The following is a 19,448-nucleotide window of genomic DNA, read 5'->3' as shown; positions in this document are numbered from 1 at the left end:
ACAACATCGCCATGGAAGTGCACCTGATCGTGCCGATCGCGATGGAGGAGAAGCTGCGCTTCGCCATCCGCGAAGGCGGCCGCACCGTCGGCGCCGGCGTCGTCGCCAGCATCATCGCTTGAACAGCGTTTTCGTGAGGGCGTGGGCCCTGCCGGGCCTCCGCCCTTTCACGTCACGAGGAAGATAAGACCATGAACGGTCAGAACATCCGGATCCGCCTCAAGGCGTTCGACCACCGCATTCTCGACGCTTCGACGCGCGAGATCGTGTCGACCGCGAAGAGGACGGGCGCTCAGGTCCGCGGCCCCATCCCGCTGCCCACGCTCATCGAGAAGTTCACGGTCAACCGCTCGCCCCACATCGACAAGAAGTCGCGCGAGCAGTTCGAAATGCGGACCCACAAGCGGGTTCTCGACATCGTCGACCCGACCCCGCAGACGGTCGACGCCCTCATGAAGCTCGATCTCGCCGCCGGCGTCGACGTCGAAATCAAGCTCTGATCCGTTTTAGCCGGGTCCTCTGTCTCCCGCATGTCGGCGGGATGGTCATGACCCCAAGGGAAGGTATGCACCGATGCGTTCCGGTGTGATTGCACAGAAAGTCGGGATGACCCGCATCTTCACCGATGCCGGCGAACATATCCCGGTCACCGTGCTGAAGCTCGATAACTGCCAGGTCGTCGCTCACCGCACGATCGAGAAGAACGGCTACGTCGCCGTGCAGCTCGGCACGGGCACTGCCAAGGTCAAGAATGTCTCGAAGGCCGAGCGCGGCCACTTCGCCGTCGCGAAGGTCGAGCCGAAGCGCAAGGTCGTCGAGTTCCGTGTCAGCGACGATGCGCTGATCCCGGTCGGCGCCGAGCTGACGGCGGATCACTTCGTCGTCGGCCAGTTCGTCGACGTCAGCGGCACGACCACCGGCAAGGGCTTCGCCGGCGGCATGAAGCGCTGGAACTTCGGCGGTCTGCGCGCCACCCACGGCGTCTCGGTCTCGCACCGCTCGATCGGTTCGACCGGCGGCCGTCAGGACCCCGGCAAGACCTTCAAGAACAAGAAGATGCCCGGCCATCTCGGTGCCGAGCGCGTCACCACGCAGAACCTGCGCGTCGTCCAGACGGATGCCGAGCGTGGCCTGATCCTGGTCGAGGGCGCCGTTCCCGGCGTGGCCGGCGGCTGGATCCATGTCCGCGACGCCATCAAGCGTCCGCTTCCGAAGGATGCGCCGCTGCCGGGCAAGTTCCGGTCCGCCGGCGAGGCGACCGCTGAGGCTCCTGCGGCCCAGGCTGAGGAGAACGCGTGATGAAAATCGATATCGTCACTCTTGAAGGCGGCAACGCCGGCTCGCTCGAGCTGGCCGACGCGATCTTCGGCCTCGAGCCGCGCGCCGACATCCTCGCCCGCATGGTGCGCTACCAGCTCGCCAAGCGCCGCGCCGGCACGCACAAGTCGAAGGGCCGGTCGGAAGTCGACCGCACCCGCAAGAAGATCTACAAGCAGAAGGGCACCGGTGGCGCCCGTCACGGTGCAGCGTCCGCTCCGCAGTTCCGCGGCGGTGGCAAGGCCTTCGGTCCGATCGTGCGCGACCACGCCCACGACCTGCCCAAGAAGGTCCGTGCTCTCGCCCTGCGCCATGCGCTCTCGGCGAAGGCCAAGGATGGCGGCATCATCATCCTCGACGACGCCAAGCTGGCGGAGCCGAAGACCAAGGTGCTGCTCGGCCACTTCGGCAAGCTGTCGCTCTCCAGCGCGCTGGTGATCGGCGGCGCCGAGATCGACACGAACTTCGGCCTGGCCGCGCGTTCGATCCCGAATGTCGACGTCCTGCCGATCCAGGGCATCAACGTTTATGACATCCTGCGTCGCGACAAGCTCGTCCTGACGCGCGCGGCTGTCGATGCGCTGGAGGCGCGCTTCTCATGAGCCAGTCCGCCAAGAATCTGGACCCGCGCCACTACGACGTGATCCGCGGGCCGGTCATCACCGAGAAGGCGACCATGCTCTCCGAGCACAACAAGGTCGTGTTCAAGGTCGCCAAGACCGCCACGAAGCCGCAGATCAAGGCGGCGATCGAGAAGCTGTTCGACGTCAAGGTGAAGAGCGTCAACACGCTCGTCACCGAGGGCAAGATGAAGGTCTTCCGCGGCCGGCTCGGCCAGCGCGCGGACGTCAAGAAGGCGGTCGTGACCCTCGAGGAAGGTCACTCCATCGACGTGACCACGGGCCTGTAAGGAAGGATCGCACACCATGGCTTTGAAAAATTTCAAGCCGGTCACGCCGAGCCTTCGCCAGCTCGTGATCGTCGACCGCAGCGAGCTCTACAAGGGCAAGCCGCTGAAGGTGCTGACGGAGGGCAAGTCGTCCTCCGGCGGCCGCAACAATCTCGGCCGCGTCACCGTCCGCTTCCGCGGCGGCGGACACAAGCGGACCCTGCGTCTGATCGACTTCAAACGTCGCGGCAAGGACGGCATCCCGGCCGTCGTCGAGCGCCTGGAGTATGATCCGAACCGCAGCGCCTTCATCGCGCTGATCAAGTACAGCGACGGCGAGCAGGCCTATATCCTGGCGCCGCAGCGCCTGGCCGTCGGCGACAGCGTCGTCTCGGGTCCGTCGGTCGACGTGAAGCCCGGCAACGCCGCCCCGATGGGCTCGCTGCCGATCGGCACGATCGTCCACAATGTCGAGCTGAAGATCGGCAAGGGCGGCCAGCTGGCGCGCTCGGCGGGCAACTACGCCCAGATCGTCGGCCGCGACCAGGGCTACGTCATCGTCCGCCTGAACTCGGGCGAGCAGCGCCTGATCAGCGGTCTGTGCTACGCCACGGTGGGCGCGGTCTCCAACCCCGACCACATGAACCGCAACGACGGCAAGGCGGGTCGCTCGCGCTGGCTCGGCCGTCGCCCGCACAACCGCGGTGTCTCGATGAACCCGGTCGACCATCCCCATGGCGGCGGCGAAGGCCGCACCTCGGGTGGCCGTCACCCGGTCACGCCCTGGGGTCTCCCGACCAAGGGCAAGAAGACCCGCTCGAACAAGCGGACCGACACCTTCATCGTGTCGAGCCGTCACGCCCGCAAGAAGAAGAACTGAGGTCCGTCATGGCGCGTTCGCTTTGGAAAGGTCCGTTCGTCGACGGATACCTTCTGAAAAAGGCCGAGGTCGCCCGTTCGGCGAGCCGGCAGGAAGTCATCAAGATCTGGAGCCGTCGCTCCACGATCCTGCCGCAGTTCGTCGGTCTGACGTTCGGCGTCTACAACGGCCACAAGCATGTGCCGGTGAGCGTCTCCGAGGAGATGGTGGGCCACAAGTTCGGCGAGTTCTCGCCGACGCGCACCTTCCACGGCCACGCCGCCGACAAGAAGGCGAAGAGGAAGTAAGCCATGGGTAAAGCATCCGCCCCCCGTGCGCTGCCCGAGAACGAAGCCGTCGCGGTCGCCCGCAACCTTCGCGTCTCGCCGCAGAAGCTCAACCTCGTCGCCCAGCTGATCCGGGGCAAGAAGGTCTCGACGGCGCTCGCCGACCTCGAGTTCTCGCGCAAGCGGATCTCGCTGGACGTGCGCAAGTGCCTGCAGAGCGCGATCGCCAACGCCGAGAACAACCATGATCTCGACGTCGACGATCTCGTCGTGGCCCAGGCCTTCGTCGGCAAGGCGCTCGTGATGAAGCGCTTCCATGCCCGCGCCCGCGGCCGTGGCGCCCGCATCCTGAAGCCGTTCGCCAACATCACGATCGTGGTGCGCGAAGTCCAGGCTGCGAAGGCCTGAGGAGAGAACGATGGGTCAGAAAATCAATCCGATCGGGCTTCGCCTCGGCATCAACCGGACCTGGGATTCCCGCTGGTTCGCGCAGAAGGGCGAGTACGGCAAGCTGCTCCATGAGGACATGGCCATCCGCGCCGCCCTCATGAAGCTGCTGAAGCAGGCCGCGGTCTCCAAGATCATCATCGAGCGCCCGCACAAGAAGTGCCGCGTCACCATCCACTCGGCGCGTCCGGGCGTGGTGATCGGCAAGAAGGGCGCCGACATCGAGAAGCTGCGCAAGTCGGTGATGAAGCTCACCAAGGCCGATGTGACGATCAACATCGTCGAGGTGCGCAAGCCCGAGATCGACGCCACGCTGGTCGCCGACTCGATCGCCCAGCAGCTCGAGCGCCGCGTCGCCTTCCGTCGCGCCATGAAGCGCGCCGTGCAGTCGGCGATGCGTCTGGGTGCCGAGGGCATCCGCATCAACTGCTCGGGCCGTCTCGGTGGTGCCGAGATCGCGCGCCTCGAGTGGTATCGCGAGGGTCGCGTTCCGCTGCACACGCTGCGCGCCGATGTGGATTACGGTGTCGGCACCGCCTTCACCACCTACGGCACGTGCGGCATCAAGGTCTGGATCTTCAAGGGCGAGATCCTCGAACACGACCCGATGGCCCAGGACAAGCGCATGGCAGACGAGGGCGGCCGTTCCGGCGGTGGCCATCGTCGCGAGCATGCATAAGGCTGATCGAGAAGAGCCATGTTGCAACCTAAGAAGACCAAGTTCCGCAAGCAGTTCAAGGGACGCATCTCCGGCGTCGCCAAGGGCGGCACGGACCTGAACTTCGGCCAGTTCGGCCTCAAGGCGCAGGAGCCGGAGCGCATCACCGCCCGGCAGATCGAGGCGGCCCGCCGCGCGATCACCCGCGCCATGAAGCGCGCCGGCCGTGTCTGGATCCGCGTGTTCCCGGACGTGCCGGTGTCGAAGAAGCCGACCGAAGTCCGCATGGGCAAGGGCAAGGGCGCGCCTGAATTCTGGGCAGCCAAGGTCAAGCCGGGCCGGATCATGTTCGAGATCGACGGCGTGCCGGAAGAGACCGCCCGCGAGGCCATGCGCCTCGGCGCCGCCAAGCTGCCGATCAAGACGCGCTTCATCCAGCGCATCGCCGAGTGAGAAGGGAGGACGAGATGAAAGCTTCGCAACGCCTGTCCGACCTGAAGGCCATGAGCGTGGACCTGCTCCAGGACGAGCTCCTGAAGCTCAAGAAGGAGCAGTTCAACCTGCGCTTCCAGAAGGCCACCGGCCAGCTCGAGAACACCGCCCGGGTGACCGAGGTCCGCAAGGACATCGCCCGCATCAAGACGCTGCAGCGGTCGAAGACCGCGGCCGCGAGCGCCTGAGGAGTCAGACAATGCCGAAGCGCGTGCTGCAGGGCGTCGTCGTCAGCGACAAGCAGAACAAAACTGTTGTGGTCAAGGTCGAGCGGCGCTATACGCACCCTCTCCTCAAGAAGACGGTTCGCCGCACCAAAAACTATCACGCCCATGACGAGGCGGAGGTGGCCAAGGTCGGGGATCAGGTCTGGATCGAGGAGTCCAAGCCGATTTCCAAGCTGAAAAGCTGGGTTGTGCTCGACAACGCTCCCAAGGCGTAGGTCAACGCGGCTGTCGCCGTCCGATTCGTTCGGGCGGCGCGGCGGTGAAAATAGTCGGGCATGTATCGCCGCAAAGGTGGGCTCCACTTTTGCGGATCATGCTTTGTTTTGAGGCCAGGGGGCGATCGACCCCCGTCAGTCGTAGTCCCGGGGGCGCTGGTGCGTCCGGGAAACCGCGCTGATACACACTGGAAGGATCAAGGCCATGATCCAGGTGCAGACCAATCTCGAGGTCGCGGATAATTCCGGCGCCCGTCGCGTGATGTGCATCAAGGTTCTCGGCGGGTCGAAGCGGCGTTATGCCCGTATCGGCGACATCATCGTCGTCTCGATCAAGGAAGCCATTCCGCGCGGTCGCGTGAAGAAGGGCGACGTCATGAAGGCGGTCGTCGTTCGCACCGCCAAGGACGTGAAGCGTCCCGACGGTTCGGTGATCCGGTTCGACCGCAACGCGGCCGTTCTGATCAACAATCAGAAAGAGCCTGTCGGCACCCGTATCTTCGGACCGGTTCCGCGCGAGCTGCGCGCCAAGAACCACATGAAGATCATCTCGCTTGCGCCTGAGGTGCTGTGATGGCTGCGAAGATCAAGAAGGGCGACAAGGTCGTCGTGCTGGCTGGCCGCGACAAGGGCAAGGCCGGCGAAGTCCTGCAGGTGCTGCCGAAGGATGCCCGCGCCGTGGTGCGTGGCGTCAACCTCGTCAAGAAGCACACCAAGGCATCGGCTCAGTCCGAGGGCGGCATCATCTCTAAGGAAGCCACCATCGACCTGTCGAATCTCGCCGTGGCCGATCCCAAGGACGGCAAGCCGACCCGCGTCGGCTTCAAGGTCCTGGACGATGGCCGCAAGGTCCGTTTCGCCAAGCGTTCGGGGGATCTGATCGATGGCTGAGAACCAGCAGGCGGCTCTCACGCCGCGCATGAAGAAGCATTACGAGGACGTCGTCCGTCCGGCGATGATCGCCGAGTTCGGCTACAAGAACGCCATGGAAGTGCCGACCATCGAGAAGGTCGTCATCAACATGGGCGTGGGCGAAGCGACCGCCGACCGCAAGAAGGTCGACAACGCCGCCGGCGACCTCGCCCTGATCGCCGGCCAGAAGCCGGTCATCACCAAGTCCCGTCTCGCCATCGCCGGCTTCAAGCTGCGCGAGAACATGGCGGTCGGCTGCAAGGTCACGCTGCGCAAGACCAAGATGTTCGAGTTCGTCGACCGGCTCGTCACCATCGCCCTGCCGCGCGTGCGCGACTTCCGGGGTCTCAACCCGAAGTCCTTCGACGGGCGCGGCAATTTCGCGCTCGGGATCAAGGAGCACATCGTGTTCCCCGAGATCAACTACGACAAGGTCGACCAGGTCTGGGGTATGGACGTGATCGTCTGCACGACTGCGAAGTCGGACGACGAGGCTCGCGCCCTGCTCAAGCACTTCAACTTCCCGTTCCGGCAGTGAACGCCAGCGTTCATACGCGGAAACCAGGAGAGATCGATGGCTAAGAAGAGCTCCGTCGAGAACAACAACCGCCGCAAGGCGCTGGTGAAGAAGTTCGCCGGCCGCCGCGCCCGGTTGCTTGAGATCGCCAACGACGACAGCCAGTCCATGGACGAGCGTTTCCTCGCTCGCCTGAAGCTGGCCGAACTGCCGCGCAACTCGGCTCCGAACCGGGTGCGCAACCGCTGCGAGGTGACGGGTCGCCCGCGCGCCTTCTACCGCAAGCTGAAGATGTCGCGCGTCGCGCTGCGCGAGCTCGGCAACAAGGGGCTGGTTCCCGGCCTCGTCAAGTCGAGCTGGTGAGGAGGACGCATCATGGCGATCATTGATCCGCTTGGAGATATGCTGACCCGCATCCGCAATGCGCAGATGCGTCGCAAGTCGCGCGTTTCGACGCCCGGTTCGAAGCTTCGGGCCCGTGTGCTCGACGTGCTTCAGGCCGAGGGCTACATCCGCGGCTACACCCAGACCGAGTTCGGCAACGGCCGGACCGAGTTCGACATCGAGCTGAAGTACCACGAGGGACAGCCGGTCATCCGGTCGATCTCGCGCGTGTCGAAGCCCGGCCGCCGCGTCTATTCTTCGGTGGAGACGATGCCTCGCGTGGCCGACGGCCTGGGCGTGACCATCATCTCGACCCCGAAGGGTGTGATGCCCGATCATCTTGCCCGCGAGCAGAACGTGGGCGGCGAAGTGCTTTGCAAGGTCTTCTGACCTTTCGCGCCGCTCGTTTTCAGGAGAAATCCAATGTCTCGTATCGGTAAGAAGCCTGTTCCGGTTCCCGCTGGCGTCACCGCCAACGTCGCCGGGCAGCTCGTCAAGATCAAGGGCGCGAAGGGGGAACTCTCCTTCACGGTTCCCGACGACGTCTCCGTCGTCATGGAGAACGGCGCGATCGCGGTTCAGCCGCGTTCGCAGAGCAAGCGCGCCCGCTCGCTCTGGGGCACCTCGCGCGCCCGCATCGCCAATCTCGTGACGGGCACGACCTCTGGCTTCGAGAAGAAGCTCGAGATCAACGGCGTCGGCTACAAGGCCGCCGTCACCGGCAAGGTGCTCAAGCTGTCGCTCGGCTACAGCCACGACATCGACTATCCGATTCCGGAAGGGGTCGCGATCGTGACGCCGAAGCCGACCGAGATCGTCATCACTGGCATCGACAAGCAGGTGGTCGGCCAGACTGCCGCTGAGATCCGCGAGTATCGCGGTCCCGAGCCCTACAAGGGCAAGGGTGTCAAATACGCCGGCGAATTCATCTTCCGCAAGGAAGGCAAGAAGAAGTAAGGACGCGAGCCATGAGCAAGCAGACAGTTGCGACTGCGCGCCGCAAGGCCCGCGTCCGTCGCGCCATCAAGGCGGTGGCCAATGGCCGCGCCCGCCTTTCGGTGCACCGCACCGGCAAGCAGATCTATGCCCAGATCATCGACGACACGAAGGGGGTCACCCTCGCTTCGGCTTCGAGCCTGGACAAGGACATCCGCGGCGATCTCAAGTCGGGCGCGAATGTCGAGGCGGCCGCGACGATCGGCAAGCTGATCGCCGAACGTGCCGTCAAGGCGGGCGTGAAGGACGTGGTATTCGACCGCGGCTCCTACATGTATCACGGGCGCGTCAAGGCGCTCGCCGATGCGGCCCGCGAGGGCGGCCTGAACTTCTGAGACCGTCGGTCCCGGTCGATCTGCTCCGGCGCCTCGCGGCAACGGGGCAGGGGCCGGGATCGGGCTTTTCGAGAGACGTCGTTCCAGCAGGAACGCTCGAGCGAGCGGGGCGGCAGAGGCCGTCACCGCGCAAGTAAGAGGAAAGACAATGGCGAGAGAGCCTCGTGACCGCGATCGCGAAGAGCGCGATTCGGAATTCGTGGACCGTCTGGTCCACATCAACCGCGTCGCCAAGGTGGTGAAGGGCGGGCGTCGCTTCGGCTTCGCCGCGCTCGTCGTCGTCGGCGACCAGAAGGGCCGCGTCGGCTTCGGCCACGGCAAGGCCCGTGAAGTGCCGGAAGCCATCCGCAAGGCGACGGAAGCCGCAAAGCGCGGTTTGGTCCGGATCCCGCTGCGCGAGGGTCGTACGCTCCATCACGACGTCCAGGGCCGTCACGGCGCTGGCAAGGTCGTGCTGCGCGCCGCCCCGGCCGGTACCGGCATCATCGCCGGCGGCCCGATGCGCGCCGTCTTCGAGGCGGTCGGCATGCAGGACGTGGTGTCGAAGTCGCTCGGCTCCTCGAACCCGTACAACCTCGTCCGCGCGACCTTCGACGCGCTGAAGAACGAGGACAGCCCGCGTGGCGTCGCCGCGCGCCGCAACCTCAAGGTCTCCGCCCTGCAGACGCGTCGCCGCGATGCGGGTGCCGACGCCGCCGCTGAAGCGTGAGGGGGCGATCATGGCAAAGTCCGACACCAAGACCGTCGTCGTCGAGCAGATCGGGAGCCCGATCCGCCGCGAGGCGTCGCAGCGCCAGACCCTGATCGGTCTCGGCCTCAACAAGATCCGCCGTCAGTCGACCCTGGTCGACACGCCGGCCGTGCGGGGCATGATCGACAAGGTCAGGCACCTCGTGCGCGTCGTCGATGCGAAGTGAGGGAGATCGTTCGATGAAACTCAACGAGATCCGTGACAACGAAGGCGCGCACAAGTCGCGCATCCGCGTCGGCCGTGGCATCGGCTCGGGCAAGGGCAAGACCGGTGGTCGTGGCGTGAAGGGTCAGAAGGCCCGCGCCGGCGTCGCCGTGAAGGGCTTCGAGGGCGGCCAGATGCCGCTTTATCGTCGCCTGCCCAAGCGCGGCTTCAACAACCTCTTCGCCAAAGAGCTGAACGAGGTCAATCTCGGCCGCATCCAGCAGGCGGTGGAAGCCGGCAAGCTGGACGCCAAGGGCGCCGTGACGGTCGAGGCGCTGGTCGCCGCGGGCGTGATCACGCGCCAGGCGAAGGACGGCGTGAAGATCCTCGGCGTCGGCGAGCTGAAGACGAAGCTCGCCTTCGAGGTGGCTGGCGCGTCGAAGTCGGCCGTCGCCGCGATCGAGAAGGCGGGCGGCAGCGTCAAGATCCTTTCGGCTGCTTCACAGGCGTGAGCCGAACGCTTACATGACGACTCGCGAACGGCGGCCGGGCCAGAAGCCCTGGCCGCCGTTCGACTGTTTGACCGGGCGCAGCCCAGCGCGCCCATGGATCTGAAGACCAAGGACCGGACGCATGGCATCGGCGGCTGAACAGCTTGCTTCAAACCTCAACTTCGGGGCGTTCGCGAAGGCGGACGAGCTGAAGAAGCGGATCTGGTTCACGCTCGGCGCGCTGATCGTCTACCGGATCGGCACCTATATCCCGTTGCCGGGGATGAATCCCGATGCGGTCGCGGATCTGTTCAAGCAGACCCAGTCCGGCGTGCTCGGCCTGTTCAACATGTTTTCGGGCGGCGCGGTCGGCCGGCTCGCGATCTTCGCGCTGGCGATCATGCCGTATATTTCGGCGTCGATCATCATCCAGCTTCTGTCGAGCGTCATTCCGAGCTTCGAGGCGCTGAAGAAGGAAGGCGAGCAGGGTCGCAAGATCCTGAACCAGTACACGCGCTACCTGACGCTCGTCCTGGCCATCTTCCAGGCCTATGGCATCGGCGTGGGTCTGCAGGGCTCCGGCAACCTCGTGCTCGAGCCCGGCCCGTTCTTCCTGTTCTCGACGACGATCACGCTGGTCGGCGGCACGATGTTCCTGCTGTGGCTCGGCGAGCAGATCACCAGCCGCGGCATCGGCAACGGCACCTCGATGATCATCTTCGCCGGCATCATCGCGGAGTTTCCGTCGCAGCTCGCACAGACCCTTGAGCTCGGCCGGCAGGGCGCGATCTCGACCGGCCTGCTGCTGCTGATCCTGCTGATGGCGATCTGCGTCATCGCCTTCTGCGTGTTCATGGAGCGCGCGCAGCGCCGCCTGCTGATCAACTATCCCAAGCGCCAGGTCGGCAACCGCATGTATGAGGGCCAGACCTCGTTCCTGCCGCTGAAGCTGAATACCGCCGGCGTCATCCCGCCGATCTTCGCCTCCTCGCTGCTGCTGCTGCCGACGACGATCGCGAGCTTCTCGCAGGCTTCGGGCGGCACGGGTTTCCTGTCGACCATGGCGACCTATCTGGCGCATGGCCGGCCGCTGTTCATGATCCTCTACGCCGCGCTGATCATCTTCTTCTGCTTCTTCTACACGGCCATCGTCTTCAACCCGACGGAGACGGCCGACAATCTGAAGAAGCATGGCGGCTTCATGCCGGGTATCCGCCCCGGCGAGCGCACCGCCGAGCATATCGACCGCGTGCTGACCCGCATCACCGTGCTCGGCGCCGGCTATTTGACTATCGTCTGCCTTATCCCCGAGTTCATGATCACCTATGCCCAGATTCCGATCATCCTGCTGGGCGGCACCTCGCTGCTCATCGTGGTGACGACGACGATGGATACCGTGGCGCAAGTCCACGGGCACCTGCTGGCCCATCAGTATGAAGGGCTGGTCAAGAAGGCCAAGCTGCGAGGAGCGAAACGCTGATGCGACTGATCTTCCTGGGGCCGCCGGGGGCGGGGAAGGGCACTCAGGCTGCGCGCATCGTCGCGAAGCACGGTATTCCGCAGCTCTCGACCGGCGACATGCTCCGCGCCGCCGTCGCCGCCGGGACGCCGATCGGCGTCAAGGCGAAGGCGGTGATGGATGCGGGCGGGCTCGTTTCGGACGAGATCGTCATCGGCATCGTCGCCGACCGCATCGAGGAGGCGGATGCCAAGAAGGGCTTCATCCTCGACGGTTTCCCGCGCACCCTGGCCCAGGCCGAGGCGCTGGATGCGATGCTCGCCTCGAAGGGGCTGAAGCTCGACACGGTGCTGGAACTGAAGGTGGACCAGAGCAAGCTCGTCGACCGCATCGTCAAGCGTGCCGAGGAGGCGAAAGCCGCCGGGCAGCCGGTCCGCAAGGACGACGATCCGGAGGTCTTCAAGACCCGGCTCGAGGCCTATAACCGCGACACCGCGGTCGTCTCGCCCTACTACGCGAAGCGCGGCCAGGTGATCGAGATCGACGGCATGCAGCCGATCGACGCCGTGACGGCCGCGATCGAGACGGCGCTGGCGCGCAGCTGAGCCGGCGGCCCGCGTCAGCCCAACCAGTTTTCGATCCTGAGGTCCTCCACACGCGCGAACTCTGAGGTGTTCGCTGTGACGAGGACCGCTTCCAGGGCGAGAACCTGTGCGGCGATGAGCATGTCGTTGCCGCCGATGGGCAAACCCCGGGATTCGAGCGACACGCGCAGGCTGGCATAGGCGCGTGAGGCGGGCTCGTCGAAGGGCAGGATCTCGAGTTCCGACAGTACCGCCTCCACGGCGGCCCGCAGCCGGGTCGATCCCGATTTTTCGCAGCCATAGCGCAGTTCAGCGGCGACGATGGCGCTCGTCACCACCGCCCGGTCGCCAACCTTGGCGATCGATTGGGCCGCCGCGCCGCGGGGATGGCGGATGAGATCGGAGATGATGTTGGTGTCGAGCAGATAGCGCGTCAAAGCGTTTGCTCGGGAAGCGGGACCGGATCGGCGATGTCCGGCAACGCCTCGTCGACCGGCTCGAGCTCAGCCAACAGGGCCGAGAGGCCGCGTTTACGGGCCGGCTCGATCACCAGCCTGTCGCCGTCCCGGTGCATCAGCGCCTCATGGCCCGGCAATTCGAACTCCACCGGGATGCGGACCGCCTGGTTGCGGCCGTTCCTGAAGAGTTTGACGTGTCGAACCTCGTTCATCCTCAACCTCGCAGGTCGGAAGGCCTATGCCTCAGCATAGGCCGCTCCGGAGGCGGCGGCAAGAATTGTTCCTGTCGGCCTCCTTCGACGGTTGACTCCGCGTCTTCGAACGACTAACGACCCCACTTCCGGTTTCATGACAGCGATGCCGTTACCTTCGCGAGGAGGGGCGACGTCGCATTCCCGCATGGAACGGGTTCAACGCTTCGCAGGGGCCGGCCTCCACCGGCGCGAGGCATCTTTAAACCGCTGGCGCGCCACTGGGCGTTTGCCGGCCGACATGGAGAGACGATCATGGCTCGTATTGCGGGCGTCAACATTCCGACCAACAAGCGCGTCGTCATCGGCCTGCAGTACATTCACGGCATTGGCGCGGCCAAGGCCCAGGAGATCTGCGACAAGGTCGGCATCGTCGCCGAGCGCCGCGTCAACCAGCTGACCGACGCCGAGGTCCTGCAGATCCGCGAGACGATCGACCGCGACTATCTCGTCGAGGGCGACCTGCGCCGCGAGGTCTCGATGAACATCAAGCGCCTGATGGATCTGGGCTGCTATCGCGGCCTGCGCCATCGCCGCTCGCTGCCGGTCCGCGGCCAGCGCACCCACACCAACGCCCGCACCCGAAAGGGCAAGGCGAAGCCGATCGCCGGCAAGAAGAAGTGATTTCGGCGGGCCGGGTGACCGGCCCGCTGCTTTGCGCCGCCTGACCCCAGCGGGGACGGGCGGCATCCCCAGCGCCTGGCATCACGGGCGCGCCTGAAGGACAAGAGAAAAGACTATGGCCAAGGAAGCCCAGCGCGTTCGTCGCCGCGAACGCAAGAACATCGTCTCCGGCGTCGCCCATGTGAACGCCTCGTTCAACAACACCATGATCACCATCACCGACGCGCAGGGCAACACGATCTCCTGGTCGTCGGCCGGCACGATGGGCTTCAAGGGCTCGCGCAAGTCGACCCCCTACGCCGCGCAGGTCGCCGCCGAGGACGCGGCCCGCAAGGCCGCCGAGCATGGCATGCGCACCCTCGAGGTCGAGGTCACCGGTCCGGGGTCGGGTCGTGAATCGGCGCTCCGCGCGCTGCAGGCCGCCGGCTTCACCGTGACCTCGATCCGCGACGTGACGCCGATCCCGCATAACGGCTGCCGTCCGCGCAAGCGTCGTCGCGTCTGACGCGCGTGCTTCGAGGCGCCCGCACCGGCGGGCGCCTGTCCGGGGCGGCCCGCCGCCGCCATTGAATTCAAGCACCAGGAGTGCGGTCGTGATCAGCAAGAACTGGCAGGATCTGTCAAAGCCCAACAAGCTCGAAATCAAGGTCGGCGACGATCCGAAGCGTCAGGCCACCGTCATCGCGCGTCCGCTGGAGCGCGGTTTCGGCATGACGCTCGGCAACGCGCTGCGTCGCGTGCTGCTCTCCTCGCTGCAGGGCGCGGCCGTCACCGCTGTGCAGATCGACGGCGTGCTGCACGAGTTCTCCTCGATCCCCGGCGTGCGTGAGGACGTGACCGACATCGTCCTCAACATCAAGGCGATCGCGGTCAAGATGCAGGGCGAGGGCCCCAAGCGCATGACCCTGCGCAAGACCGGCCCGGGCATCGTCACCGCCGGCGACATCAACACCGTCGGCGACGTCTCGATCCTGAACCCCGACCTCGTGCTCTGCACGCTGGACGAGGGCTCCGAGATCCGCATGGAGTTCACGGTCAACACTGGCAAGGGCTATGTCCCCTCCGAGCAGAACCGCCCCGAGGACGCGCCGATCGGCCTGATCCCGGTCGACAGCCTGTACTCGCCGGTGAAGAAGGTCTCCTACCGCGTCGAGAACACCCGCGAGGGCCAGAACCTCGACCGCGACATGCTGACCCTGAACATCGAGACCAATGGCTCGGTGACGCCCGAGGACGCGCTGGCGCTCGCCGCCCGCATCCTGCAGGACCAGCTCGCCGTCTTCATCACCTTCGAGGAGCCGCGCAAGGAAGAGGCCGTCTCGACTGCGCCGCAGCTGCCCTTCAACCCGGCGCTGCTCAAGAAGGTCGACGAGCTCGAGCTGTCGGTGCGTTCGGCGAACTGCCTGAAGAACGACAACATCGTCTATATCGGCGACCTGATCCAGAAGTCGGAGGGCGAGATGCTGCGCACCCCGAACTTCGGCCGCAAGTCGCTGAACGAGATCAAGGAAGTGCTCGCCACCATGGGCCTCCACCTCGGCATGGACGTCACCGGCTGGCCGCCGGAGAACATCGAAGAGCTGGCGAAGCGCTTCGAGGAGCACTACTGATCCCGGTGCGGGGCTCTCGCGCCCCACGCTTTCCCGCACGCAGCATGAGCTGCGGAGCATAAAGAACGGCCGTACCGTGGCACGGCGGCCGTAACATCGAAGGAGCCACACCATGCGTCACGGTTTCCGCGGTCGCCGTTTCAACCGCTCGGCCGAGCATCGCAAGGCGATGTTCGCCAACATGTCCCAGGCCCTGATCAAGCACGAGCAGATCACCACCACGCTGCCGAAGGCCAAGGACCTGCGTCCGGTCGTCGAGAAGCTGGTGACCCTCGCCAAGCGCGGCGACCTGCATGCCCGCCGCCAGGCGATCGCGCAGATCAAGGACGTCGCTCTCGTCGGCAAGCTCTTCTCGGTGCTGGGCCCGCGCTACAAGGAGCGCAATGGCGGCTATCTGCGCATCATGAAGGCGGGCTTCCGCTTCGGCGACAACGCGCCGCTCGCCGTGATCGAGTTCGTCGATCGCGACGTCGACGCCAAGGGACAGGATTCCGGCCCGGTCTTCACGGCGGATGACGAGGCGGCCTGAGGATTTTTCTTCGGACCAGGCGATTTGAAAGGGCGGCCTTCGGGTCGCCCTTTTTCGTTTGGGGGTGTCGGGCTTCCGGTTTGGTGGTCGTTCGGCCGGCTTCGATGGCGGCGCGACGGCCCTTGGCGGACCGCAGCTTCCTGTCTAGGCTTCCTCGAAAGCCAGCAAGGCACTTGGGGGGACGCTGATGACGAGAATGAACCACTGGGCCGGGCTGGCCGTGGCGGGGGGGCTGCTGCTCGCCGCTGCGATGCCGGCGACAGCGCAGGACTACCCCTCCAAGTCGATCACCATGATCGTACCTTTCGCGGCCGGTGGCTCGTCGGACGTGATCGCGCGGCTGGTCGGCGACGAGATGGGGCGCGTGCTCGGCCAGCGCATCATCATGGAAAACATGGGCGGGGCGGGCGGGGCGACGGCGCTGTCGCGGGCGGCCAAGGCCGAGCCCGACGGCTATACCATCGTCATTGGCAACAGCGGCACCAATGCCGCCTCCTACACGATCTATCCGGATCTGAAATACACCAACGCCGATTTCGCGCCGGTCGGGCTCGTCGCCAAGACTTCGCCGATGATCGCGCTGAAGCTCGATTTCCCGGCCAAGACGCTGGCGGAGTTCGTTGCCTACGCCAAGGCCAATCCCGGCAAGGTCAGCCTCGGCCATGCCGGCGTCGGCTCGTCGAACTATCTGATCTGCCGGACCTTTATCAAGGCGTCGGGCGTCGATGTCGCGCTGGTCAGCTATCGCGGGGCGGGGCCGGCGCTGAACGACCTGATGGGCGGCCAGATCGACGGCGTCTGCGATGCGGCGACCTCGCTGTCGGGGGCCGTTCAGGGCGAGAAGGTGAGGGCGCTCGTCGTGGCGACGCCGGAGCGGCTGGCGAGCCTGCCTGCCGTCCCGACCTCGGCCGAGGCCGGTCTGCCGGCCTTCCAGGCGCAGGGCTGGAACGCCATCTTCGTGCCGAAGAACACGCCGGAGCCGGTGATCGCCAAGCTCAACGCCGCGCTGAAGACCGCTCTGGCCAGCCCGAACCTGCAGGACCGCTTCAAGACCCTGTCCTCGGTCGTGCCGACGGCGGAAGAGGTGACGCCGGCCTTCGTGGCCAAGATGGTGCCGGCCGAGATCGAGAAGTACCGGCTGCTGCTGCAGGACAAGTAGGGCGCTGAGCCCTGCCGCAGGGGCGCGGCTGGAAATCGCCCTCGCATCGGCCTATCTCTCGCGACGAGTCGCGCCGTCGCAGAGGAGACGCCAGATGCAGCGCAAGGTCATCTCGAGCCGCGGGCTTCTGCTCGCGGCGGCGCTGGCGGCGCTGCCCGTCGCGGTGTCGCCCGCGGCCGCGCAGACGCCGCTGCGGCAGGTGCCGGAGACGCGGCAGGAGATCTCGCTCTCCTTTTCCGGCGTCGTGAAGCGCAGTGCCGGCGCCGTCGTCAACGTTTATGGCGCGCGGGTCGAGAAGCAGCCGCGCAACCCCTTCATGGACGACCCCTTCTTCCGGCGCTTCTTCGGCGACCGGGGTTTTGGCGTGCCGCAGGAGCGCGTGCAGCGCTCGCTCGGCTCGGGCGTGGTGGTCGATGCGAGCGGGCTCGTCGTCACCAACAACCACGTCATCGAGGGCATGAGCGAGGTCAAGGTCGCCTTCGCCGACAAGCGCGAGGTCGAGGCGACGATCCTGCTGCGCGACCCGCGCACCGATCTCGCCGTGCTCAAGCTGAAGTCGGCGAAGGATCTCGTCGCCATCGAGCTGGCGGATTCGGACAAGGTCGAGATCGGCGATCTCGTGCTCGCGATCGGCAACCCCTTCGGCGTCGGCCAGACGGTGACGCAGGGCATCGTCTCGGCGCTGGCGCGCACCCAGATCGGCGTCGGCGACGCGCAGTCCTTCATCCAGACCGACGCCGCCATCAACCCCGGCAATTCCGGCGGCGCGCTGGTCGACATGCAGGGCCGCGTCATCGGCATCAACACGGCGATCTTCTCGCGCTCTGGCGGCAGCCACGGCATCGGCTTCGCGATTCCCGCCGCGATGGTGCGGGTCGTCGTCGAGAGCGCGAAGAGCGGCGCGAAGACCGTCCGGCGCCCCTGGTTTGGTGCCAGGCTGCAGGCGCTGACGCCGGATGTCGCCGACGGGCTCGGCCTCGACCGGCCGGCCGGCTCGGTGGTCGCCGGCGTGGTCGAGAAGGGTCCGGCGGCGGAGGGCGGCCTGCGCCGCTCCGACGTCATCCTGGCGGTCGACGGGGTCGCCGTCGACGATCCCGAATCCTTCGGCTACCGCTTCGCGACGCGCCCGCTCGGCGGCACCACGACGCTGACGGTGCTGCGCGGCGGCAAGCGCGTCGTGCTCCCGGTCAAGCTCGTGCCCGCGCCGGAGCTGCGCCCGCGCGAGGCGATCACCCTCGGCGGCCGCAGCCCGCTCGCGGGGCTTACGGTGATGAACCTCTCGCCCGCGGTCGCCGAGGAGCTGGCGCTGGACGCCGGCACGGATGGAGTCGTGGTCGGCGAGGTCGAGGAGGGCAGCACGGCGGCCCGCATCGGCTTCCAGAAGGGCGACATCATCCAGGCCCTCAACGGCGAGCGCATGGACACATCGCGCGAGGTCGAGGCCGCGCTGAAGGAGCGCCGCCGTGCGTGGGAGGTGACGATCTCGCGCGGCGGCCAGAGCGTGACCTCGGTCTTCCCGGGGTGAGCGATCTCTTCGCCGCCTCCGGGCTCGACAAATCCGGCCCGCGCCCGCTCGCGGACCGGATGCGGCCGACGACACTGGGCGAGGTCGCGGGTCAGGAGCACCTGACCGGGCCGGAGGGCGCGCTGACGCGGCTGGTGCAGTCGGGCTCGCTCGGCAGCCTGATCTTCTGGGGTCCGCCCGGCACCGGCAAGACGACGGTGGCGCGGCTGCTGGCAGGACAGGTCGATCTCGGCTTCGAGCAGATCAGCGCGATCTTCTCCGGCATCACCGATCTCAAGAAGGTGTTCGAATCGGCGCGCGGGCGCCGCCTCGGCGGCAAGGGCACGCTGCTCTTCGTCGACGAGATCCACCGCTTCAACCGCGCCCAGCTCGACGCCTTCCTGCCCGTGATGGAGGACGGCACGATCACGCTGGTCGGCGCCACCACCGAGAACCCGTCCTTCGCGCTCAATGCCGCGCTGCTCTCGCGGGCGCGGGTGCTGACCTTCAAATCGCTCGACGAAGGCGCGCTGCTCTTCCTGCTCGGCCGGGCGGAGCTTTTGGAGAACCGGGAGCTGCCGCTGACGCCGGAAGCCCGGCTCGCGCTGGCCCGCTTCGCCGATGGCGACGGGCGCGCCGTGCTGACTCTGGCCGAGGAGTTGTGGCGCGCCGCCAAGCCGGGCGAAATCTTCGACGAGGCGGGGCTGAGCGAGGTGATCCAGCGCCGCGCGCCGATCTACGACAAGGCGCAGGACGGCCACTACAACCTGATCTCGGCCCTGCACAAGACGATCCGCGGCTCGGACCCGGATGCGGCGCTCTATTATTTCGCCCGCATGCTCGATGCCGGCGAGGACCCGCGCTTCCTGGCGCGGCGGCTGGTGCGGATGGCGGTCGAGGATATCGGGCTGGCCGACCCCCAGGCGCTGGTCCATGCCCGCGCCGCCGCCGAGACCTATGAGCAGCTCGGCTCGCCGGAGGGGGAGCTCGCGCTCGCCAACACGGTGATCTACCTCGCTACCGCGCCGAAATCGAACGCCGCCTACAAGGCCTACAAGGCGGCCCGCCGGGTCGCCGCCGAGCGCGGCTCGCTGATGCCGCCCAAGACGATCCTGAACGCGCCGACCAAGCTGATGAAGCAGGAGGGCTATGGCGCGGACTACGCCTATGACCACGACGCGCCCGACGCCTTCTCCGGCCAGGACTACTGGCCCGACGCGCTCGGCCGCCAGCTCTTCTACGACCCGCCCGAACGTGGCTTCGAGCGCGAGATCCGCAAGCGGCTGGAGTATTGGGAGAAGCTGAGGCTGGAGCGCGGGGAGGGGTGAGAGGCGGCCCGTCGCCATTTG

At 66.5% G+C, this 19,448-nt stretch carries 33 protein-coding genes; 31 read left to right on the top strand and 2 right to left on the bottom strand.

Translation table 11 applies throughout. The features are described from left to right. The 24 genes from ACFPN9_RS25320 to ACFPN9_RS25205 all read left to right on the top strand — a co-directional run. On the top strand, positions 1 to 122 hold a 122-nt coding region (locus ACFPN9_RS25320; protein ID WP_465247050.1), incomplete at its 5' end, for an EF-Tu C-terminal domain-related protein. A 69-nt stretch (positions 123 to 191) separates the two neighbouring features. Next, positions 192 to 500, top strand: a complete 309-nt coding sequence (gene rpsJ, locus ACFPN9_RS25315; protein WP_043237115.1) for a 30S ribosomal protein S10 — start codon at positions 192 to 194, stop codon at positions 498 to 500. 73 nt (positions 501 to 573) lie between these two features. Beyond that, on the top strand, positions 574 to 1,299 hold the full coding sequence (rplC, locus tag ACFPN9_RS25310) for a 50S ribosomal protein L3 (protein WP_066722415.1): 726 nt from the start codon (positions 574 to 576) through the stop codon (positions 1,297 to 1,299). Further along, positions 1,299 to 1,919 carry a 50S ribosomal protein L4 gene (gene rplD / locus ACFPN9_RS25305; protein WP_066722412.1) on the top strand — a complete coding sequence of 207 codons (621 nt, stop codon included), beginning with the start codon at positions 1,299 to 1,301 and terminating at the stop codon, positions 1,917 to 1,919. The genes rplC and rplD overlap by 1 nt, the downstream gene beginning before the upstream one ends. Continuing rightward, complete coding sequence (locus tag ACFPN9_RS25300) at positions 1,916 to 2,227, top strand: 50S ribosomal protein L23 (RefSeq protein ID WP_066722409.1); 312 nt, start codon at positions 1,916 to 1,918, stop codon at positions 2,225 to 2,227. Before rplD ends, ACFPN9_RS25300 begins: the two co-directional genes overlap by 4 nt. Positions 2,228 to 2,243: 16 nt before the next feature. Further along, positions 2,244 to 3,086, top strand: coding sequence for a 50S ribosomal protein L2 (gene rplB, locus ACFPN9_RS25295; RefSeq protein WP_066722405.1), 843 nt, complete (start codon positions 2,244 to 2,246; stop codon positions 3,084 to 3,086). A gap of 8 nt (positions 3,087 to 3,094) precedes the next feature. Beyond that, a complete protein-coding gene (gene rpsS / locus ACFPN9_RS25290; RefSeq protein WP_066722403.1) occupies positions 3,095 to 3,373 on the top strand; it encodes a 30S ribosomal protein S19 in 279 nt (92 codons plus the stop codon). A gap of 3 nt (positions 3,374 to 3,376) precedes the next feature. Beyond that, positions 3,377 to 3,760 (top strand): 50S ribosomal protein L22, encoded by a 384-nt coding sequence (rplV, locus tag ACFPN9_RS25285; protein WP_056798997.1) that lies wholly within the window; start codon positions 3,377 to 3,379, stop codon positions 3,758 to 3,760. A gap of 10 nt (positions 3,761 to 3,770) precedes the next feature. Next, a complete protein-coding gene (gene rpsC / locus ACFPN9_RS25280) occupies positions 3,771 to 4,478 on the top strand; it encodes a 30S ribosomal protein S3 (protein ID WP_067987309.1) in 708 nt (235 codons plus the stop codon). Positions 4,479 to 4,496: 18 nt separating this feature from the next. Then, positions 4,497 to 4,910, top strand: a complete 414-nt coding sequence (gene rplP, locus ACFPN9_RS25275; protein WP_066722399.1) for a 50S ribosomal protein L16 — start codon at positions 4,497 to 4,499, stop codon at positions 4,908 to 4,910. A 14-nt stretch (positions 4,911 to 4,924) separates the two neighbouring features. After that, positions 4,925 to 5,137 carry a 50S ribosomal protein L29 gene (rpmC, locus tag ACFPN9_RS25270; protein WP_066722395.1) on the top strand — a complete coding sequence of 71 codons (213 nt, stop codon included), beginning with the start codon at positions 4,925 to 4,927 and terminating at the stop codon, positions 5,135 to 5,137. Between the two features lie 11 nt (positions 5,138 to 5,148). Then, on the top strand, positions 5,149 to 5,391 hold the full coding sequence (rpsQ, locus tag ACFPN9_RS25265) for a 30S ribosomal protein S17 (RefSeq protein WP_066722393.1): 243 nt from the start codon (positions 5,149 to 5,151) through the stop codon (positions 5,389 to 5,391). Between the two features lie 205 nt (positions 5,392 to 5,596). Next, positions 5,597 to 5,965 carry a 50S ribosomal protein L14 gene (gene rplN / locus ACFPN9_RS25260; RefSeq protein ID WP_066480057.1) on the top strand — a complete coding sequence of 123 codons (369 nt, stop codon included), beginning with the start codon at positions 5,597 to 5,599 and terminating at the stop codon, positions 5,963 to 5,965. Then, positions 5,965 to 6,282: a 50S ribosomal protein L24 gene (gene rplX / locus ACFPN9_RS25255; protein ID WP_043237098.1), complete on the top strand. Its 318-nt coding sequence runs from the start codon at positions 5,965 to 5,967 to the stop codon at positions 6,280 to 6,282. Before rplN ends, rplX begins: the two co-directional genes overlap by 1 nt. Then, on the top strand, positions 6,275 to 6,841 hold the full coding sequence (gene rplE / locus ACFPN9_RS25250) for a 50S ribosomal protein L5 (protein WP_056799015.1): 567 nt from the start codon (positions 6,275 to 6,277) through the stop codon (positions 6,839 to 6,841). The genes rplX and rplE overlap by 8 nt, the downstream gene beginning before the upstream one ends. A gap of 36 nt (positions 6,842 to 6,877) precedes the next feature. Further along, a complete protein-coding gene (rpsN, locus tag ACFPN9_RS25245) occupies positions 6,878 to 7,183 on the top strand; it encodes a 30S ribosomal protein S14 (RefSeq protein ID WP_066722392.1) in 306 nt (101 codons plus the stop codon). 12 nt (positions 7,184 to 7,195) lie between these two features. Further along, the gene (gene rpsH, locus ACFPN9_RS25240; protein ID WP_066480047.1) at positions 7,196 to 7,594 is read left to right on the top strand and encodes a 30S ribosomal protein S8; all 399 of its coding nucleotides are present in this window, start codon (positions 7,196 to 7,198) and stop codon (positions 7,592 to 7,594) included. 33 nt (positions 7,595 to 7,627) lie between these two features. Then, complete coding sequence (rplF, locus tag ACFPN9_RS25235) at positions 7,628 to 8,161, top strand: 50S ribosomal protein L6 (RefSeq protein WP_066722390.1); 534 nt, start codon at positions 7,628 to 7,630, stop codon at positions 8,159 to 8,161. Positions 8,162 to 8,172: 11 nt separating this feature from the next. After that, positions 8,173 to 8,535 (top strand): 50S ribosomal protein L18, encoded by a 363-nt coding sequence (rplR, locus tag ACFPN9_RS25230; RefSeq protein WP_066722388.1) that lies wholly within the window; start codon positions 8,173 to 8,175, stop codon positions 8,533 to 8,535. A 148-nt stretch (positions 8,536 to 8,683) separates the two neighbouring features. Beyond that, positions 8,684 to 9,244: a 30S ribosomal protein S5 gene (gene rpsE, locus ACFPN9_RS25225; RefSeq protein WP_066722386.1), complete on the top strand. Its 561-nt coding sequence runs from the start codon at positions 8,684 to 8,686 to the stop codon at positions 9,242 to 9,244. A gap of 10 nt (positions 9,245 to 9,254) precedes the next feature. Next, positions 9,255 to 9,452 carry a 50S ribosomal protein L30 gene (rpmD, locus tag ACFPN9_RS25220; RefSeq protein WP_066722419.1) on the top strand — a complete coding sequence of 66 codons (198 nt, stop codon included), beginning with the start codon at positions 9,255 to 9,257 and terminating at the stop codon, positions 9,450 to 9,452. Between the two features lie 13 nt (positions 9,453 to 9,465). Continuing rightward, complete coding sequence (gene rplO / locus ACFPN9_RS25215; protein ID WP_066722384.1) at positions 9,466 to 9,942, top strand: 50S ribosomal protein L15; 477 nt, start codon at positions 9,466 to 9,468, stop codon at positions 9,940 to 9,942. 121 nt (positions 9,943 to 10,063) lie between these two features. Further along, entirely contained in the window at positions 10,064 to 11,401 is a 1,338-nt protein-coding gene (secY, locus tag ACFPN9_RS25210; protein ID WP_066722382.1) for a preprotein translocase subunit SecY, read from the top strand. Beyond that, positions 11,401 to 11,985 (top strand): adenylate kinase, encoded by a 585-nt coding sequence (locus ACFPN9_RS25205; protein ID WP_066722380.1) that lies wholly within the window; start codon positions 11,401 to 11,403, stop codon positions 11,983 to 11,985. The genes secY and ACFPN9_RS25205 overlap by 1 nt, the downstream gene beginning before the upstream one ends. A 14-nt stretch (positions 11,986 to 11,999) precedes the next feature. Here ACFPN9_RS25205 and ACFPN9_RS25200 read toward each other — a convergent pair whose 3' ends face one another. After that, positions 12,000 to 12,401: a type II toxin-antitoxin system VapC family toxin gene (locus ACFPN9_RS25200; protein WP_066722378.1), complete on the bottom strand. Its 402-nt coding sequence runs from the start codon at positions 12,399 to 12,401 to the stop codon at positions 12,000 to 12,002. Next, positions 12,398 to 12,634 carry an antitoxin gene (locus ACFPN9_RS25195; protein WP_066722376.1) on the bottom strand — a complete coding sequence of 79 codons (237 nt, stop codon included), beginning with the start codon at positions 12,632 to 12,634 and terminating at the stop codon, positions 12,398 to 12,400. Before ACFPN9_RS25195 ends, ACFPN9_RS25200 begins: the two co-directional genes overlap by 4 nt. 294 nt (positions 12,635 to 12,928) lie before the next feature. On the opposite strand from ACFPN9_RS25195, the gene rpsM reads away from it, so the two are divergent. The 7 genes from rpsM to ACFPN9_RS25160 all read left to right on the top strand — a co-directional run bounded on the left by rpsM (position 12,929) and on the right by ACFPN9_RS25160 (position 19,427). Beyond that, positions 12,929 to 13,297 carry a 30S ribosomal protein S13 gene (gene rpsM / locus ACFPN9_RS25190; RefSeq protein ID WP_066722374.1) on the top strand — a complete coding sequence of 123 codons (369 nt, stop codon included), beginning with the start codon at positions 12,929 to 12,931 and terminating at the stop codon, positions 13,295 to 13,297. A 115-nt stretch (positions 13,298 to 13,412) separates the two neighbouring features. Further along, positions 13,413 to 13,802 carry a 30S ribosomal protein S11 gene (gene rpsK / locus ACFPN9_RS25185; protein WP_043237079.1) on the top strand — a complete coding sequence of 130 codons (390 nt, stop codon included), beginning with the start codon at positions 13,413 to 13,415 and terminating at the stop codon, positions 13,800 to 13,802. A gap of 88 nt (positions 13,803 to 13,890) precedes the next feature. Beyond that, the gene (locus ACFPN9_RS25180; RefSeq protein WP_066722372.1) at positions 13,891 to 14,907 is read left to right on the top strand and encodes a DNA-directed RNA polymerase subunit alpha; all 1,017 of its coding nucleotides are present in this window, start codon (positions 13,891 to 13,893) and stop codon (positions 14,905 to 14,907) included. A 112-nt stretch (positions 14,908 to 15,019) separates the two neighbouring features. Further along, the gene (gene rplQ, locus ACFPN9_RS25175) at positions 15,020 to 15,436 is read left to right on the top strand and encodes a 50S ribosomal protein L17 (protein ID WP_066722370.1); all 417 of its coding nucleotides are present in this window, start codon (positions 15,020 to 15,022) and stop codon (positions 15,434 to 15,436) included. A gap of 187 nt (positions 15,437 to 15,623) precedes the next feature. Beyond that, positions 15,624 to 16,595 (top strand): tripartite tricarboxylate transporter substrate-binding protein, encoded by a 972-nt coding sequence (locus tag ACFPN9_RS25170; RefSeq protein ID WP_377817815.1) that lies wholly within the window; start codon positions 15,624 to 15,626, stop codon positions 16,593 to 16,595. 94 nt (positions 16,596 to 16,689) lie between these two features. Then, entirely contained in the window at positions 16,690 to 18,120 is a 1,431-nt protein-coding gene (locus ACFPN9_RS25165; protein ID WP_067253783.1) for a Do family serine endopeptidase, read from the top strand. Next, the gene (locus ACFPN9_RS25160) at positions 18,117 to 19,427 is read left to right on the top strand and encodes a replication-associated recombination protein A (RefSeq protein WP_377817814.1); all 1,311 of its coding nucleotides are present in this window, start codon (positions 18,117 to 18,119) and stop codon (positions 19,425 to 19,427) included. Before ACFPN9_RS25165 ends, ACFPN9_RS25160 begins: the two co-directional genes overlap by 4 nt. Positions 19,428 to 19,448 lie beyond the last annotated feature (21 nt).

Origin of the sequence: Allobosea massiliensis (assembly GCF_042655245.1) — a bacterium.
GTDB lineage: Bacteria > Pseudomonadota > Alphaproteobacteria > Rhizobiales > Beijerinckiaceae > Allobosea > Allobosea massiliensis.
The sequence above is the reverse complement of the archived record's forward strand: the minus strand, read 5'-3'. Positions and strand labels throughout refer to the sequence as shown.

What these genes read in the sequence shown, in the direction of transcription:
- rplX (WP_043237098.1), top strand. Translation starts at nt 5,965, where the DNA reads ATGGCTGCGAAGATCAAGAAGGGCGACAAGGTCGTCGTGCTGGCTGGC.
- rpmC (WP_066722395.1), top strand. Translation starts at nt 4,925, where the DNA reads ATGAAAGCTTCGCAACGCCTGTCCGACCTGAAGGCCATGAGCGTGGAC.
- secY (WP_066722382.1), top strand. Translation starts at nt 10,064, where the DNA reads ATGGCATCGGCGGCTGAACAGCTTGCTTCAAACCTCAACTTCGGGGCG.
- rpsS (WP_066722403.1), top strand. Translation starts at nt 3,095, where the DNA reads ATGGCGCGTTCGCTTTGGAAAGGTCCGTTCGTCGACGGATACCTTCTG.
- rplB (WP_066722405.1), top strand. Translation starts at nt 2,244, where the DNA reads ATGGCTTTGAAAAATTTCAAGCCGGTCACGCCGAGCCTTCGCCAGCTC.
- rpsJ (WP_043237115.1), top strand. Translation starts at nt 192, where the DNA reads ATGAACGGTCAGAACATCCGGATCCGCCTCAAGGCGTTCGACCACCGC.
- rpsQ (WP_066722393.1), top strand. Translation starts at nt 5,149, where the DNA reads ATGCCGAAGCGCGTGCTGCAGGGCGTCGTCGTCAGCGACAAGCAGAAC.
- rpsM (WP_066722374.1), top strand. Translation starts at nt 12,929, where the DNA reads ATGGCTCGTATTGCGGGCGTCAACATTCCGACCAACAAGCGCGTCGTC.
- rplD (WP_066722412.1), top strand. Translation starts at nt 1,299, where the DNA reads ATGAAAATCGATATCGTCACTCTTGAAGGCGGCAACGCCGGCTCGCTC.
- rplP (WP_066722399.1), top strand. Translation starts at nt 4,497, where the DNA reads ATGTTGCAACCTAAGAAGACCAAGTTCCGCAAGCAGTTCAAGGGACGC.
- rplO (WP_066722384.1), top strand. Translation starts at nt 9,466, where the DNA reads ATGAAACTCAACGAGATCCGTGACAACGAAGGCGCGCACAAGTCGCGC.
- rplE (WP_056799015.1), top strand. Translation starts at nt 6,275, where the DNA reads ATGGCTGAGAACCAGCAGGCGGCTCTCACGCCGCGCATGAAGAAGCAT.
- rplC (WP_066722415.1), top strand. Translation starts at nt 574, where the DNA reads ATGCGTTCCGGTGTGATTGCACAGAAAGTCGGGATGACCCGCATCTTC.
- ACFPN9_RS25300 (WP_066722409.1), top strand. Translation starts at nt 1,916, where the DNA reads ATGAGCCAGTCCGCCAAGAATCTGGACCCGCGCCACTACGACGTGATC.
- rpsE (WP_066722386.1), top strand. Translation starts at nt 8,684, where the DNA reads ATGGCGAGAGAGCCTCGTGACCGCGATCGCGAAGAGCGCGATTCGGAA.
- rplR (WP_066722388.1), top strand. Translation starts at nt 8,173, where the DNA reads ATGAGCAAGCAGACAGTTGCGACTGCGCGCCGCAAGGCCCGCGTCCGT.
- rpsK (WP_043237079.1), top strand. Translation starts at nt 13,413, where the DNA reads ATGGCCAAGGAAGCCCAGCGCGTTCGTCGCCGCGAACGCAAGAACATC.
- rpmD (WP_066722419.1), top strand. Translation starts at nt 9,255, where the DNA reads ATGGCAAAGTCCGACACCAAGACCGTCGTCGTCGAGCAGATCGGGAGC.
- rplV (WP_056798997.1), top strand. Translation starts at nt 3,377, where the DNA reads ATGGGTAAAGCATCCGCCCCCCGTGCGCTGCCCGAGAACGAAGCCGTC.
- rpsN (WP_066722392.1), top strand. Translation starts at nt 6,878, where the DNA reads ATGGCTAAGAAGAGCTCCGTCGAGAACAACAACCGCCGCAAGGCGCTG.
- ACFPN9_RS25170 (WP_377817815.1), top strand. Translation starts at nt 15,624, where the DNA reads ATGACGAGAATGAACCACTGGGCCGGGCTGGCCGTGGCGGGGGGGCTG.
- rplN (WP_066480057.1), top strand. Translation starts at nt 5,597, where the DNA reads ATGATCCAGGTGCAGACCAATCTCGAGGTCGCGGATAATTCCGGCGCC.
- rplF (WP_066722390.1), top strand. Translation starts at nt 7,628, where the DNA reads ATGTCTCGTATCGGTAAGAAGCCTGTTCCGGTTCCCGCTGGCGTCACC.
- ACFPN9_RS25165 (WP_067253783.1), top strand. Translation starts at nt 16,690, where the DNA reads ATGCAGCGCAAGGTCATCTCGAGCCGCGGGCTTCTGCTCGCGGCGGCG.
- rpsH (WP_066480047.1), top strand. Translation starts at nt 7,196, where the DNA reads ATGGCGATCATTGATCCGCTTGGAGATATGCTGACCCGCATCCGCAAT.
- rpsC (WP_067987309.1), top strand. Translation starts at nt 3,771, where the DNA reads ATGGGTCAGAAAATCAATCCGATCGGGCTTCGCCTCGGCATCAACCGG.
- rplQ (WP_066722370.1), top strand. Translation starts at nt 15,020, where the DNA reads ATGCGTCACGGTTTCCGCGGTCGCCGTTTCAACCGCTCGGCCGAGCAT.
- ACFPN9_RS25195 (WP_066722376.1), bottom strand. Translation starts at nt 12,634, where the DNA reads ATGAACGAGGTTCGACACGTCAAACTCTTCAGGAACGGCCGCAACCAG.
- ACFPN9_RS25205 (WP_066722380.1), top strand. Translation starts at nt 11,401, where the DNA reads ATGCGACTGATCTTCCTGGGGCCGCCGGGGGCGGGGAAGGGCACTCAG.